12 protein-coding genes and 1 pseudogene are annotated in these 12953 nt (G+C 72.2%); 7 read left to right on the forward strand and 6 right to left on the reverse strand.

Annotated elements, in window-relative coordinates:
• Positions 1-21: 21 nt before the first annotated feature.
• Positions 22-1077 (reverse strand): helix-turn-helix transcriptional regulator, encoded by a 1056-nt coding sequence (locus tag D3105_RS10090; RefSeq protein ID WP_118902368.1) that lies wholly within the window; start codon positions 1075-1077, stop codon positions 22-24.
• Positions 1078-1138: 61 nt separating this feature from the next.
• On the opposite strand from D3105_RS10090, the gene D3105_RS10095 reads away from it, so the two are divergent.
• Entirely contained in the window at positions 1139-2695 is a 1557-nt protein-coding gene (locus tag D3105_RS10095) for an MFS transporter (RefSeq protein WP_412080938.1), read from the forward strand.
• 63 nt (positions 2696-2758) lie between these two features.
• Here the strand turns inward: D3105_RS10095 and D3105_RS10100 are convergent, their stop codons facing one another.
• Both D3105_RS10100 and D3105_RS10105 read right to left on the reverse strand, forming a co-directional pair.
• Entirely contained in the window at positions 2759-3514 is a 756-nt protein-coding gene (locus D3105_RS10100) for a DUF6227 family protein (RefSeq protein ID WP_118902374.1), read from the reverse strand.
• Positions 3515-3741: 227 nt separating this feature from the next.
• Positions 3742-4824, reverse strand: a complete 1083-nt coding sequence (locus D3105_RS10105) for a P1 family peptidase (RefSeq protein ID WP_118902377.1) — start codon at positions 4822-4824, stop codon at positions 3742-3744.
• Positions 4825-5056: 232 nt separating this feature from the next.
• Here D3105_RS10105 and D3105_RS10110 point away from each other — a divergent pair, with 232 nt between their 5' ends.
• The 6 genes and pseudogenes from D3105_RS10110 (at position 5057) to D3105_RS10135 (ending at position 10612) form a co-directional block, all read left to right on the forward strand.
• On the forward strand, positions 5057-6166 hold the full coding sequence (locus tag D3105_RS10110) for an MFS transporter (RefSeq protein ID WP_118902380.1): 1110 nt from the start codon (positions 5057-5059) through the stop codon (positions 6164-6166).
• The gene (locus D3105_RS10115; RefSeq protein ID WP_118902383.1) at positions 6163-8490 is read left to right on the forward strand and encodes a molybdopterin oxidoreductase family protein; all 2328 of its coding nucleotides are present in this window, start codon (positions 6163-6165) and stop codon (positions 8488-8490) included. Before D3105_RS10110 ends, D3105_RS10115 begins: the two co-directional genes overlap by 4 nt.
• 5 nt (positions 8491-8495) lie before the next feature.
• Positions 8496-9098 carry a 4Fe-4S dicluster domain-containing protein gene (locus tag D3105_RS10120; protein ID WP_010059620.1) on the forward strand — a complete coding sequence of 201 codons (603 nt, stop codon included), beginning with the start codon at positions 8496-8498 and terminating at the stop codon, positions 9096-9098.
• A pseudogene (locus tag D3105_RS10125) lies at positions 9095-9784 on the forward strand (ubiquinol-cytochrome c reductase iron-sulfur subunit); the annotation flags it as partial. The gene D3105_RS10120 and the pseudogene D3105_RS10125, both read left to right, overlap by 4 nt.
• 146 nt (positions 9785-9930) lie before the next feature.
• Positions 9931-10326 carry a hypothetical protein gene (locus D3105_RS10130; RefSeq protein ID WP_118902390.1) on the forward strand — a complete coding sequence of 132 codons (396 nt, stop codon included), beginning with the start codon at positions 9931-9933 and terminating at the stop codon, positions 10324-10326.
• A 61-nt stretch (positions 10327-10387) separates the two neighbouring features.
• On the forward strand, positions 10388-10612 hold the full coding sequence (locus D3105_RS10135; RefSeq protein WP_118902393.1) for a hypothetical protein: 225 nt from the start codon (positions 10388-10390) through the stop codon (positions 10610-10612).
• 40 nt (positions 10613-10652) lie between these two features.
• Here the strand turns inward: D3105_RS10135 and mscL are convergent, their stop codons facing one another.
• The 3 genes from mscL to D3105_RS10150 form a co-directional block, all read right to left on the reverse strand.
• Entirely contained in the window at positions 10653-11186 is a 534-nt protein-coding gene (mscL, locus tag D3105_RS10140) for a large conductance mechanosensitive channel protein MscL (RefSeq protein ID WP_118902396.1), read from the reverse strand.
• A gap of 113 nt (positions 11187-11299) precedes the next feature.
• On the reverse strand, positions 11300-11821 hold the full coding sequence (locus tag D3105_RS10145; protein ID WP_118902399.1) for a hypothetical protein: 522 nt from the start codon (positions 11819-11821) through the stop codon (positions 11300-11302).
• Between the two features lie 223 nt (positions 11822-12044).
• The gene (locus D3105_RS10150; RefSeq protein ID WP_118902403.1) at positions 12045-12929 is read right to left on the reverse strand and encodes an S-methyl-5'-thioadenosine phosphorylase; all 885 of its coding nucleotides are present in this window, start codon (positions 12927-12929) and stop codon (positions 12045-12047) included.
• Positions 12930-12953 lie beyond the last annotated feature (24 nt).

Consider the following 12953-nt stretch of genomic DNA (forward strand, 5'->3'; position numbering starts at 1 on the left):
CACCCCCCCCGGCGTCGGGGCTCATCCCTGTTCCGGGCCCGCCCCCTGACGCGGTTCCCTACCGGCCCCGGCGGCGGCCCGGGTCAGCCGGGCGCCGAGGCCCTCCAGGTACGCCACCAGCTGCGGCGGCCCCTGTACGGAGAACGCGCAGTCCACCAGCGCCAGCCGCAGCGCCACCCACTCCAGGGAGTCTGCGCACGAGGCCCGCAGCCGGCAGCCGCCCTCCCCGTCCGGCTCCGGCGTCCCGAGGTGCGCGGGCAGCCGCGCCGTAACGAACTCCGCCGGCGCGTCGAACCGCACGTCGAGGCGCAGCTCCGGCTGCATCCGCCGCATCGACCGGGCCAGGAAGGCCGCCGCGTCCCCACTCCCCGCATCACTCCCCGTACCGCCGCTCGCATCGCTCCCCGGGCCCTCGACGGGCAGGGGCCTCGGGGTGAACCGGGCCCCGGTCGCGTACGGCTCGCCGACCCGGTCCACCCGGAACGTCCGCCAGTCCTCCCGGCCCACGTCGTACGCCACCAGGTACCAGCGCTGTCCGGTGCTCACCAGCCGGTACGGCTCGACCTGCCGCTTCGACCGGGTGCCGTCGCCGCTGCGGTACGCGAACCTCAGCCGCTCCCGCCCGGTGGCCGCCGAGGCCAGCGTCGTCAGGGTCCGTGGATCGATGGTGGAGCCGTCGCCCCGGGTCAGCGGCACGGTGGCGTTCTGGAGCGCGGAGACCCGGCGCCGCAGCCGGGAGGGCAGCACCTGTTCCAGCTTCGCCAGCGCCCGTACGGAGGCCTCCTCGACGCCCTCGATCGCGTGCCCCGCCCCGGCCCGCAGCCCCACCGCGATGGCGACCGCCTCCTCGTCGTCCAGCAGGAGGGGCGGCATGGCGGCGCCCGCCACGAGGCGATAGCCGCCCACCGAGCCGCGCGAGGCCTCGACGGGGTAGCCCAGGTCGCGCAGCCGGTCGATATCGCGGCGAATCGTGCGCGGACTGACGTCGAGCCGTTCGGCCAGTTCGCCGCCGGGCCACTCGCGCGGGGTCTGAAGGAGGGACAGCAACTTCAGCAGTCGTGCCGGGGTATCGGACATGGCTTCAGCATGGCGGACCATCAGGTCATGATCTGACCTAATGGCCTTCTAGGTTCTTGCCATGCCTTCTTCCGCACCGCCGCCGCCCGCGGCACTGCAGCTCGCACCGCCCACGTCGTCCGTCCCGGTGAAGACGCCGGTCGCATCCGTACCTGCCACCGGACCCGCACCCGAGTCCGCCCCGGCCGACCGACGTCGCTGGTTCGCGCTCGCCATCGTGATGACCGCGGCCTTCATGGACCTGGTCGACGTCACGATCGTCAACATCGCGATCCCCAGCATCACGCGGGAGACCGGAGCCTCCGTCTCCGCGATCCAGTGGATCACCGCCGGTTACGCCCTCGCGTTCGCGGCCGGGCTGATCACGGGCGGCCGGCTCGGCGACATCTACGGCCGCAAGCGGCTCTTCCTCATCGGCATCGGCGGATTCACGCTCGCCTCGGCCCTGTGCGGCTTCGCGCCCAACCCCGAGATACTGGTCGCCGCCCGCATCCTCCAGGGCGCCACGGCGGCCCTGATGGTGCCCCAGGTCCTCTCGATCGTGCACGCCACCTTCCCGGCCCACGAGCGCGGCAAGGTATTCGGCCTCTTCGGCGCGGTCGTCGGACTCGGAGCGGTCTCCGGTCCGCTGCTGGGCGCCCTGCTCACCGAGTGGGACCTCTTCGGGCTCGGCTGGCGGCCGATCTTCCTGATCAACCTGCCCGTAGGCATCGCCGGACTGATCCTCGGCGCGAAGTTCATCAGCGAGTCCAAGGCCCCCAAGGCGGTCCGTCTCGACCTGCCCGGCGTCGCCCTGATCACCCTGGCGATGCTGATGCTCATCTACCCGCTCACCCGGGGACACGAGCTGGGCTGGCCGCTCTGGGGCCATCTCTCGATGGTGGGCAGCCTGTTCGTCTTCGGGGCGCTGGTGATCCTCCAGCGGCAGAAGGCCCTGACCGACGGCTCGCCGCTGATCGAGCTGTCCCTGTTCCGGGTGAAGAGCTTCGCCGCCGGCATCGCCGTGCAGCTGACCTTCGGCGTCGGCCTCGGCATCTTCTTCCTGGTCTGGACGCTCTACATGCAGATGGGCCTCGGCTGGAGCGTGCTGCGTGCCGGTGTGACGGGCATCCCCTTCTCCGTCGCCGTCTCGGTGGCCGCCGGAATCTCCGTGCAGAAGCTCGTGCCCCGTTTCGGCCGCAAGGTCCTCCAGGCCGGTGCGCTCCTCATGATCGCCGGGCTGCTGATCTACCTCTGGGAGAGCGAGCAGTACGGCATGGGCATCAGCTCCTGGCAGATGGCCGTCCCGCTACTGGTCATGGGCGCGGGCATGGGGCTGATCGTGGCTCCGCTGACCGACACGGTGCTCTCCGAAGTGCCGCGGGAGCATGCCGGTTCGGCTTCCGGCCTGATCAACACCGTGCAGCAGATGGGGACGGCGCTCGGCCTCGGTCTGGTGTCCGTCGTCTTCTTCGGCGCGATCGGCGACCGGATCGCTCCCGAAGCGGTCGGTCCGGCGTTCGTCGACGCGTTCCAGGAAGCGCTGTGGTGGGTGGCCGGGGTGCTCTCGGTGATCTTCCTGGTGATGTTCGCGCTGCCCGCCCGGCCGCGCGCCCACGCGGAGTCAGGCCCGCACTGACCGGCGCGGCGGTGGGAATCGGGCCCCGGGCGTCGGCCTTTGCCCGCGGGCCACGGGCCCGGGTCAGCAGATCCGGGTGCGGCTCTCCATCGCCGCGCGGGCGGTGTGCTCGTCCTCGTACACCTCGCACATGTGGCGGCCGTCGGGCGTCGCCGTGTGCTCGACCTCCCACAGGCTCGTCTCGCTGCCGTCCAGCAGCAGGAACGCGTGCTCGTAGAGCGTGAATCCGGCGGGCCGGCCGTCGACATCGCACTGCCGCCCGAAGATCTGGGTGATGTGGTGGGCGAAGGCGGCCCGGAGCAGCCGCGCCTTCTCCTCGCCCGGCCGGTCGGCGTTCTCCGCACGGCGCAGCACGCGGCGGGCGTGGTCCGAGGAATTGTCGGGGGCGTACGTCCGGGGGAGCGGGGCCGGCGGGGCGGACATCAGGACCGTCAGCATCTCCAGGTCCCCCGGCGCCTCCGGCGTCACCTCGTCGCCGAAGGCCGGGGAGTCGGAGAGGCTCCCGGCCAGCCGGGACGCGGCGATACGGGCGTCGCCCTCGTCGTCGTACAGCTCGTGCCGGCGTGGGCTCCGCACGTCACGGCCGCCGCTGTGCACCAGCTCCCACAGGGTGAGGGCGGAGCCGTCGGCGAGCAGATACGTGTGGCGGTAGGTCTCGCGGTGCAGCACCGAGCTGTGGTGCGACGAGTGCAGCGAACTGCTGTGGGCGAGCGCCGTGCCGAGGCGGTCGACCGTGCTGTCGGGAAGGTCGAAGGAGTTCAGGGCGCGTCGCAGGAGTCGGTCGAGGTGGTGCTCGGTTGTCTCGCACGGATCGCTCAAGGTGGTGTCTCCAGGCCGTCGCCGCGTGTTACTCGATGCGTGCTTAACGTAGTCCCTGGGCCTGACATCGTGACCGGGGTTGCGTGAAAACGTAAGGCGCACGCCGAAAGTTCCCCGCCCGTTCCCGGTGCATTTCGGGCGCTTGGGAGGAACTCCCTTGACTGGGCGGTGAGTCGGCCGTCCGTGCGCGCCCCCGGCTCACCCCGCACGCCCCCTCCGCCGCTGCCTCACCGCAGCCCGATCCCGCCTCCGTACAGCTCCGTGTACGAGAGGAGCCTGCCGCCCGGCCCCTCGGTGCTCCGGGCCGCGCGCACCGCCTTCACGATGGCCCGCGCCAGGACGTCGGCGCCCGCCGCGAGGATCTCGTTGACGGCGACCGGGTTCCCCGGCTCCACCGGCACCTGCCCGGTGGCCAGGGTGAACACGGTGTCCCCGTCGGTCAGCAGGTGGACCGGGCGCACCGCGCGGGCCAGGCCGTCGTGCGCGGTGCCCGCCAGCTTCTGGGCCTGCGCCCGGGTCAGGTCCGCGTCCGTGGCGACGACCCCGATCGTCGTGTTGAACGGTGGGGCCCCGCCTCCGGCCGCCTCCCGCTCCTGCGCGAGGCGCCGCTCCGCCGCCGCGTGGACCTCGGCCGGAGGGTGGGCCGGCGGCTCCCCGGCCCCGTACTCCCCGAACAGCACCCCGGTCAGGGGATCGACCACCGAGCCCGCCGCGTTCACCGCGACGACGGCGGCCACCGTGACCCCGGAGGCGAGGCGGACGCTCGCCGTGCCGATGCCGCCCTTGAGCTGCCCGGCCACCGCGCCTGTGCCCGCGCCCACCGAACCCTCGGCGACGGGCTCCCCGGGGCCCGTGGCAGCCGCCGCCTCCACCGCGGCCCGGCCGGTCGACGCGTCGGGGCGGGCCCGCCAGTCGCCGCCCCGCCCGAGGTCGAAGAGGGCGGCGGCCGGAACGACCGGTACCACCTGGGTGGGCCCGGGGCCGACCCGGACGCCCCGGCCCTGCTCCTCCAGCCACGCCATCACGCCGGACGCCGCGTCGAGCCCGAAGGCGCTGCCGCCCGTGAGGACGACGGCGTCGACCCGCTGGACCAGGTTGCGCGGATCCAGTGCGTCCGTCTCCCGCGTACCCGGGCCGCCGCCCCGTACATCCACGGCTGCCACCGCCCCGCCCTCGGGCGCCAGGACGACGGTCGTGCCGCTCAGCGCGCCCGCACCGGCGACCTCGGCGTGGCCGACGCGGAGACCGGCCACATCGGTCAGCGCGTCCAGCAGGGGCGGGAGTTCGGGGGCCTTGTCCTCGCGCGTCATCGTGCGGCTCCTCCGGTCGGCATCGGGGCCCGCCGAAGAGCACGGGCCACTACACCTCGAACGTACCGGCGAGCCGAAACCGGTGGGCGAGACTCCGTACGGCCGGTGCGCGAGGCCCCGCCCGGGGCCCCGGCCCGGGCAAGGCGCCCCTTAGCGACTGTCCGGGCGACCTGCTCACCCTCCCACCCCCTAAAACGGGTTCAATCGGCCCAAACAGTCCTACGGTGTCCGGGTGACCGAGCCCTCAGAAGCCACCGCAGCAGCCGAGCCCTCCGTCCCCGGCAACCCCGCGGCCACTTTTCCCGCGCCGACCGGCCCCCGGTCCGTCACCACCCGGGCCACGCTCGCCGGAGTGGCAGTCTCCGCCCTCCTGATCCTCGCGATCGTGCTCGGCAGCCGCATGCTCCGCAACTTCGACTCGGCCCTCCTCCCGTACGCCGTGGCCACGGTCTTCCTCGCCTTCGGCGTCGCCTACCGCTACACCGTCTGGATCTCCGCCCCCGGTGCCCGACGCCTCTTCAAACAGGGCTGGCGCAGCCTCTTCTCGATGGAGAACTTCCGCAGGGCCCCCACCGCCCTGCCCAGGATGATCGCCACCTACCTCGGCTTCCAGAAGTTCCTCGGCGCCCGCTCCCACGCCCGCTGGGCCGCTCACCAGCTCATCTTCTGGGGCTGCGTCCTCGCCGCCCTGATCACCTTCCCGCTCACCTGGGGCTGGTTCACCTTCACCTCCGGCACCGGCTCGGGGCCCGGTTACGAGATGCGCATCTGGGGCTTCAAGATCCTCGGCTTCGACTCCCTGAACCTTCTCGGCTGGCTGATGTTCCACGGCCTGGACATCGCCGCCGTCCTCGTCATCCCCGGCGCCTCGTACTTCCTGTGGCGCCGGATGAAGGACCGCGGCGCCGTCACCGGCCAGCGCTTCGCCTACGACCTGGTGCCGCTGATCGCGCTCATCGTCATCTCCGTGACCGGCCTGCTGCTCACCTTCTCCTCGGTCTTCCTGCACGGCGGCGGATACCAGTTCCTGGCGATCCTCCACATGGTGTCCGTCGTCTTCACCCTGATCTACATCCCGTTCGGCAAGTTCTTCCACATCGTCCAGCGCCCGGCCGCGGTCGGCATGCAGCTGTTCAAGTACACCGGCCGCAAGGACGACGAGGTCTTCGCCTGCCGCCGCTGCGAGGAACCCATCGACACCGGGCCCTACGTCGAGAACCTGCGCGGCACCATGCGCGACCTCAGCCTCGACTTCGACACCTGGGCCGAATACTGCCCGCGCTGCAAGCGGGTGCTGCGCGGCAGCGCCTACCTCTCCCATGTCAAGAAGGGCTTCAAGTGACCGCGGATCCGCGAGCTGCTGCCGACCGCCGCACCTTCATCCCCCTGGATCCCTCCCTCGCCCCGCCCGGCACCCGCGCCTTCCGGGACGCGGGCGGCATCCCGGCCGACCGGTGGCACGCCGACCAGAACGGCGAGACACTCGTCCCCACCCACTGCTGCTTCTGCGGTGTCCAGTGCGGGATGTATCTGCGCGTGGACCACGGCGGCAAGGTCTTCGGCGTCGAACCCCGCAACCACGACATCAACCGGATGCGGCTCTGCCCCAAGGGCATCAACGCCTATCAGCAGGTCAACCACCCCGACCGGCTCACCGCCCCGCTGATGCGCCGCTCCCGCGACGAGGAGTTCCGCGAGGTCTCCTGGGAGGAGGCGCTCGACTTCACCGTCTCCGAGGTCAGGCGCATCCAGCAGACGTACGGCAACGACGCCTTCGGGCTGCTCGGCGGGGCCAGCCTGTTCTCCGAGAAGACCTACCTGGTGGGCAAGTTCGCCCGGGTCGCGCTCAAATCCCGGCACGTCGACTACAACGGCCGCCTCTGCATGGTCAGCGCCGCGGGCGCCAACAAGCTGGCCTTCGGCATCGACCGGGCCGGCAACCCCTTCTCCGACATCCTGCTCACCGACTGCCTGCTCATCGCGGGCTCCAACGTCGGCGAGTGCTTCCCCGTGATGACCCAGTACGTCTGGGGAGCCCGCGACCGCGGCGCGACCCTCATCGTGGTCGACCCGCGCGAGACCGCCATCGCCCGGACCGCCGACATCCACGTCGCCCTCAAACCCGGCACCGACTCCGCCTTCTTCACCTCCGTCCTCAACGTCGTCATCGAGGAAGGGCTCACCGACGAGAACTTCCTCGCCGATCACGCCACCGGCTGGGAGGAGCTCAAGGCCAAGGCCGTCGAATGCCCGCCCTCCCGGGCCGCCGCGATCTGCGGCATCCCCGCCGAGCAGATCGTCCGGGTCGCCCGGGCCTTCGCCCGCGCCCCCAAGGCCATGGCCTGGCACGCCCGAGGCATCGAACACCACTCGCAGGGCGTCGAGAACTGCCTCTCCGTGATCAACCTCTGCACCGCCACCGGCCACATCGGCAAGCCCGGCGCCGGCTACGGCACCATCACCGGCCAGGGCAACGGGCAGGGCGGGCGCGAGCACGGCCAGAAGTCCGACCTCCTCCCCGGCGGACGCTCCATCATGAACGAGGAGCACCGCCGCCAGATCTGCGAGATCTGGGGCATCGAGGAGTCCGAACTCCCGCCCGCCGGCACCTCCATGATGGAAATGGTCTGGCAGATGCAGCGCCGCGAGATCCGCGGTCTGATCGGCATCTGCAACAACCCCTTCGTCTCCCTGCCCAACTACCGGGTGGTCAAGGAGGGGTACGACACCACCGAGTTCCACGCCCAATTCGACTTCTTCCTCTCCGAGACCGCCGCCAACGCCCATGTCGTCTTCCCCGTCACCACCTGGGCCGAGGACGAAGGCGTGATGGCCAACGCGGAGGCCCGCGTGGTCAAGCACAACAAGGCCCAGGACCCGCCGCCAGGCGTCCGGACCGACACCTGGGTGATCTGCGAACTCGCCCGCCGCCTCGGCGCGGGCGACAAGTTCGACTTCCCCGACTCCCGGTCGGTCTTCGACGAGCTGCGCGTCGCCTCCGCCGGAACGGTCAACGACTACTACGGCATCACCTACGAACGGCTGGAGGAGACCGGCGGCATCGCCTGGCCCTGCCCCGCCACCGACCACCCCGGCACCCCCCGGCTCTTCGAGGACGGGAAGACCTACCACCCCGACGGCAAGATCCACCTCCAGGTCGTCGAATGGCACCCGCCGATGGACCCGTACGACGACGAGCACCCCATGTCCCTCACCACCGGCCGCACCGTCGCCCACTTCCTCTCCGGCAACCAGACCCGCAGGCTCGGCGCCCTCGTCGAACAGACCCCGCGCCCCTGGGCCGAGATCCACCCCTCCCACGGCTTCCGCAACGGCGAACCCGTCCGCGTCGTCACCCGGCGCGGCAGCGAGGTCTTCCCCGCCCTGGTCACCGAGGCGATCCGCCCCGACACCGTGTTCGTCCCGTACCACTGGCCCGTCCCCACCGCGGCCAACGCCCTCACCATCGACGCCCTCGACCCCCGCTCCAAGATCCCCGAGTACAAGGTGTGCGCCTGCCGCATCGAGCACGCCGAGCGGATCGACGAGGTGCCCGCCCCGCCGGTCGCCCCCGGCCATGTCGCCTATCCGGAGACCCAGGTCTCCCGTACCGACCCGCTGCCCCCCACGGCCCCGCAGGGCCGTGGCACCTCGGAGAGGAGCTGAGGCCCATGATGGGCAGAACGATCTTCATCGACCCGGGGCGCTGCATCGGCTGCCAGGCCTGTGTATCCGCCTGCCGCGAATGCGACTCGCACCGCGGCAAATCGATGATCCACCTCGACTACACCGACGAGGGCCAGTCCGTCGCCTCCCTTCCGACCGTCTGCATGCACTGCGAGGACCCGGTCGCCCCGTGCGCCGAGGTCTGTCCCGCCGACGCGATCCTGGTGACCGCGGACGGTGTGGTGCAGCAGGCCGACACCACCCGCTGCATCGGCTGCTCCAACTGCGTCAACGCCTGCCCCTTCGGCGTACCGAAGATCGACCTCCAGGCGAAGCTGCAGATGAAGTGCAACCTCTGCTACGACCGCACCGCCTACGGCCTCGCCCCCATGTGCGCCACCGTCTGCCCGACCGGAGCGCTCTTCTACGGCACCGTCGAAGAACTTCAGGCGGAGCGCCCCGGCGTCCAGGTCGCCGACACCTTCGTCTTCGGCGAGACCGAGGTCCGCACCGGCGTGGCCATGGTCGTCCCCGCCGAACGGGTCCAGTGGCCGGTGCCCGGCGGTCTTCCCGTCGTCGAGATCAACGGGAAGGACGTCCGCCGATGAGCGTCACCGGCCGGCAGCCGGCGGGCGAGCACCCCGCCGGGGGAGACCCGCGCGAGGCGCTCCAGGACCGGATCGCCGCCGACTCCCTCACCACCCGGCGGGACTACCTCCGGATCGTCACCACCGTCTCCGGCGGACTCGCCGTCGGCGGGATCGGGGTGGCCGCGGGCATCCTCCACCGCCACGGCGACGGCGAGGAGGGCAAGGCCCCCGAGCCGAAGCGCATCGCCGCCGGGCTCCCGCCCGGCGAATCGATCGCCTTCCGCTACCCGGGCGAGGAGGACCGGGCCGTCGCCGTCCGCCTCGACGACGGCACCCTCGTCGGCTACTCCGCCGTCTGCACCCACCTCGCCTGCGCCGTGCTCTGGCGCAAGGACCGAGGCGCCGAGGGCGAGCTGTACTGCCCGTGCCACGAGGGAGTCTTCGACGCCCGGTCCGGCGAGGTCACCGCGGGCCCGCCGCCGCGCGCGCTGCCCAAGGTCGTGGTCGTCGAGCAGGACGACGGAAGCGTCTGGGCCGTGGGGACCACCCGGTCCGGCGAGAGCGTCGAGGAGGGCCTCTGCCGCCAGCTCGGCGGGGAGCGCCCCGACCTCGCCGCCCGTATCGGCTGCCCGGGCGTCGACGGCGGAGCCGAGTCCCCGCCCCGGGCCGCCGGAGCCGGCCCTGGGCGCGGAGCCGAGTCCACGCCCCGGGCCGCCGGAGCCGGTTCCGCGGCCGGCCCTGGGCGCGGAGCCGAGTCCACGCCCCGGGCCGCCGGAGCCGGTTCCGCGGCCGGCCCTGGGCACGAAGCCCGTGCCACGTCCGCCACCGCCGAGAACCCGGGCAGGCGGTCATGAACGACACCCCGCATCCCGAGCAGCCGCTGCCGCCCCCGGGCACCCACTACCCGACCTACCACCCCGGCAGCGCCGACCCCCAGCTGAACCGGCCCGTCCACGAGCGGTATCCGCAGATCCGCCCCACCAGCGGATACGGGGACCCCCGGGTCCGGCACACCGGCCCCGGACCCGGAGCGGGCACCGACCAGGACCCCGAGCGCTCCTCGAAGCTGACCGCCCGCCTCGCCCTGGCCATGTCCGTCGTCATCGGCCAGCTCTGGGGGCTGACGATCCTGATCGACGAGTGGATGGAGGGCAACACCGGCACGGCCTGGTGGGGGGCCGGTTTCCTCTGCCTGTCGTTCCTCGTCGTGCTCGGCCTGTGGCTCCTCGACCCGAAGGACCGCTGACGCCCGCCGCCCGGTCCCACGGCGGCTCACCCCCCGTGGTGAGCCGCCGTACCCTGGAGACATGAGCGCCGCCCCCGCCCCCAGCCCGCGTGATGCGAAGCAGCAGCAGCCACAGGAGCAGCCGCACCGGGAACCGAAGCCCAAACCGGTTCTGATCTTCGACGATCCGCTGGACCGGCAGTCCGCGGACGATACGGACCAGGGGTGGGGCGAGCGGCCTCCGGCCGGCGGCAGCGCCGCGGACCTCGCGCGCTTCCTGGACGAGAAGCCGCCCCACCACATCTGAGCGATGCCGCCCCACCACATCGGAGCGGTCGCGCGGAGGGCTACCGGTCCTCGCGCGGGCCGGCAGCAGCCCCGCCGACTCCGCCCGGTCCGTCGCCCGAGGCCGGCCCGGGCGCGCCACCGGTGCGCTGGGCGACCAGTTCGTCGCGGATCTCCTTCAGCACCTCCAGCTCGCTCACCTCGATCGTCTCCTGCACGCCTTCCTTGGCGGCCTGCATCGCCGCCCGCCTGGCCAGGTACTTGGCCATCGGCAGCACCATCAGGAAGTACACGACGGCGGCGGTGATCAGGAAGCTGAGGGTGGCGCTGAGCACCGAGCCCCACAGGATCTCGATCCCGTCCATCTTCCCGGTCTTCGGGTCCGTGGTGCACGGGCCCTGGAGGCAGGAGCTGTAGCTGTCCAGGTCCTGCGTGCCGAACGCGCCGACCAGGGGGTTGATGATGCCCTTGACGACCGCGTTCACGATGTTGGTGAAAGCGGCACCGATGACGACAGCCACCGCGAGGTCGATCACATTGCCGCGCATCAGGAAGGCCTTGAAGCCCTCCAGCAGACTGACCTTCTTCTCGCTCACGGGTGAGCCTTCCTTCGCAGGGACAGTGAGGGGAGCACACTGCCCCACCACCCAAGTCGGGTGAAGGCGCTACTGTCCAATCCGCCGATTTCCACGGGTGCGGTGACAGGACGTCAGTTCGCATCGGACACCGCCACGGCCAGCCGCCCCGAAGCGCCCGCGCCGAGCAGCGCCGTGGCCGTCGGCCGCTCCACGGACAACACCACCAGCGCCCCGGCCCCCGTGGACGCCGGCGGCACCTTCGCCACCCGCGCCCCTCGGGCCACCAAGCGCGCGTCGCCGCCGCCCGCATCGCCCACCGCGATCACGTCGACCCGGTCTCCCGGCCGCAGTAGCCGTACGGTCTCCGGGTCCGCGATCCGGACCGGCGCGGAGACCAGCCGCACCGGCGACCGGCCCGCCCCCGGCGGATCGTCCGGCGGGCCGGCCCCTCCGTCGGCGCTGCTCAGCCCCGTGGTGGCCAGTGCGGCGCCCGCCAGCGCGAGCCCCGCGGCGGCCGCACGCCGTTGGCGGCGCAGCATCCGCCGCAGCCGGTCCGCGCCACCGCCCCGCACCCGCAGGGGCCCGAACGGGCCCACCCCGCACGGCGCGGGCACCGGAGCAGGGAAGGGGGAGGGAGGGGAAGAAGTGGACATGGCACCACCTGGGATCAGTGCGGACGAGCGCAAGGGCAAGCGCACGACCGCGAAGGAAAGAGCTACGGAAAGGGGAGTCCGGACCGGTGTGACCCGGCCGGACTCCCCTCACTTTCCACCGTTCCAGCAGATCCCGCTGAGCCCTGTGGACAGCCTCCGCGCTGTGGACAACTCCGTCACCCGAACCGTGAGTTCCGCGCTGTCCGAGCAGCAGCCGTCCCCGCTAGGGCAGCGTGATCCCCGTGTCGATCCCGTCCAGCGCGTGGGCGCATGTGCAGTTGCGGCTCTCGGTCTTCGGCAGCCCCGCCACCGCGTCGAACAGCACCGAGCGCAGCCGGTCCACATTGGCCGCGAACACCTGGAGCACCTCCTCGTGCGAGACGCCCTCGCCGGCCTCGGCCCCCGCGTCCAGGTCGGTCACCAGGGTCATCGTGGTGTAGCAGAGCCCCAGCTCCCGGGCGAGGACCGCCTCGGGGTGCCCGGTCATGCCCACGACGGACCAGCCCATCGCCGCGTGCCAGCGCGACTCCGCGCGGGTCGAGAACCGGGGGCCCTCGACCACCACCAGGGTGCCGCCGTCCACCGGCTCCCAGTCCCGGCCGCGGGCCGCCGCGAGCGCGGCCTTGCGGCCCTCGGGGCAGTACGGGTCGGCGAAGCCCAGGTGGACGACGTTCGGCACGGTCCCGTCGGCCCGGGCCTCACCGTCGTAATAGGTCTGCACGCGGGTCTTCGTGCGGTCCACCAGTTGGTCGGGGACGAGCAGGGTGCCCGGCCCGAACTCCGGCCGCAGTCCGCCCACCGCGCACGGCCCGAGCACCTGCCGGACGCCGACGGAGCGCAGCGCCCACAGGTTGGCCCGGTAGTTGATGCGGTGCGGTGGCAGGTGGTGGCCGCGTCCGTGGCGGGGCAGGAAAGCCACCCGGCGGCCGCCGAGCTCGCCGAGGAAGACCGAGTCGCTCGGCTTGCCGTAAGGGGTGTCCACCGCGACCTCGGTGACGTCCTCCAGGAAGGAGTAGAAGCCCGAGCCGCCGATGACACCGATCTCCGCGGACCCCTCGGCCCCCGCCGTACCCGTACCGGAGTTCGTTTCCGTATGTGCGTTCACCATGCGGTCACCGTATCCGCAGGGGTG

The organism is Streptomyces globisporus, assembly GCF_003501885.1.
In the GTDB taxonomy this organism is placed as follows: domain Bacteria; phylum Actinomycetota; class Actinomycetes; order Streptomycetales; family Streptomycetaceae; genus Streptomyces; species Streptomyces globisporus_D.

Excerpts from the sequence above, each read along its gene's own strand:
- D3105_RS10090 (WP_118902368.1), bottom strand. The coding sequence starts at position 1,077 with ATGTCCGATACCCCGGCACGACTGCTGAAGTTGCTGTCCCTCCTTCAG.
- D3105_RS10095 (WP_412080938.1), top strand. The coding sequence starts at position 1,139 with ATGCCTTCTTCCGCACCGCCGCCGCCCGCGGCACTGCAGCTCGCACCG.
- D3105_RS10105 (WP_118902377.1), bottom strand. The coding sequence starts at position 4,824 with ATGACGCGCGAGGACAAGGCCCCCGAACTCCCGCCCCTGCTGGACGCG.
- D3105_RS10120 (WP_010059620.1), top strand. The coding sequence starts at position 8,496 with ATGATGGGCAGAACGATCTTCATCGACCCGGGGCGCTGCATCGGCTGC.
- D3105_RS10130 (WP_118902390.1), top strand. The coding sequence starts at position 9,931 with ATGAACGACACCCCGCATCCCGAGCAGCCGCTGCCGCCCCCGGGCACC.
- D3105_RS10135 (WP_118902393.1), top strand. The coding sequence starts at position 10,388 with ATGAGCGCCGCCCCCGCCCCCAGCCCGCGTGATGCGAAGCAGCAGCAG.
- D3105_RS10145 (WP_118902399.1), bottom strand. The coding sequence starts at position 11,821 with ATGTCCACTTCTTCCCCTCCCTCCCCCTTCCCTGCTCCGGTGCCCGCG.
- D3105_RS10150 (WP_118902403.1), bottom strand. The coding sequence starts at position 12,929 with ATGGTGAACGCACATACGGAAACGAACTCCGGTACGGGTACGGCGGGG.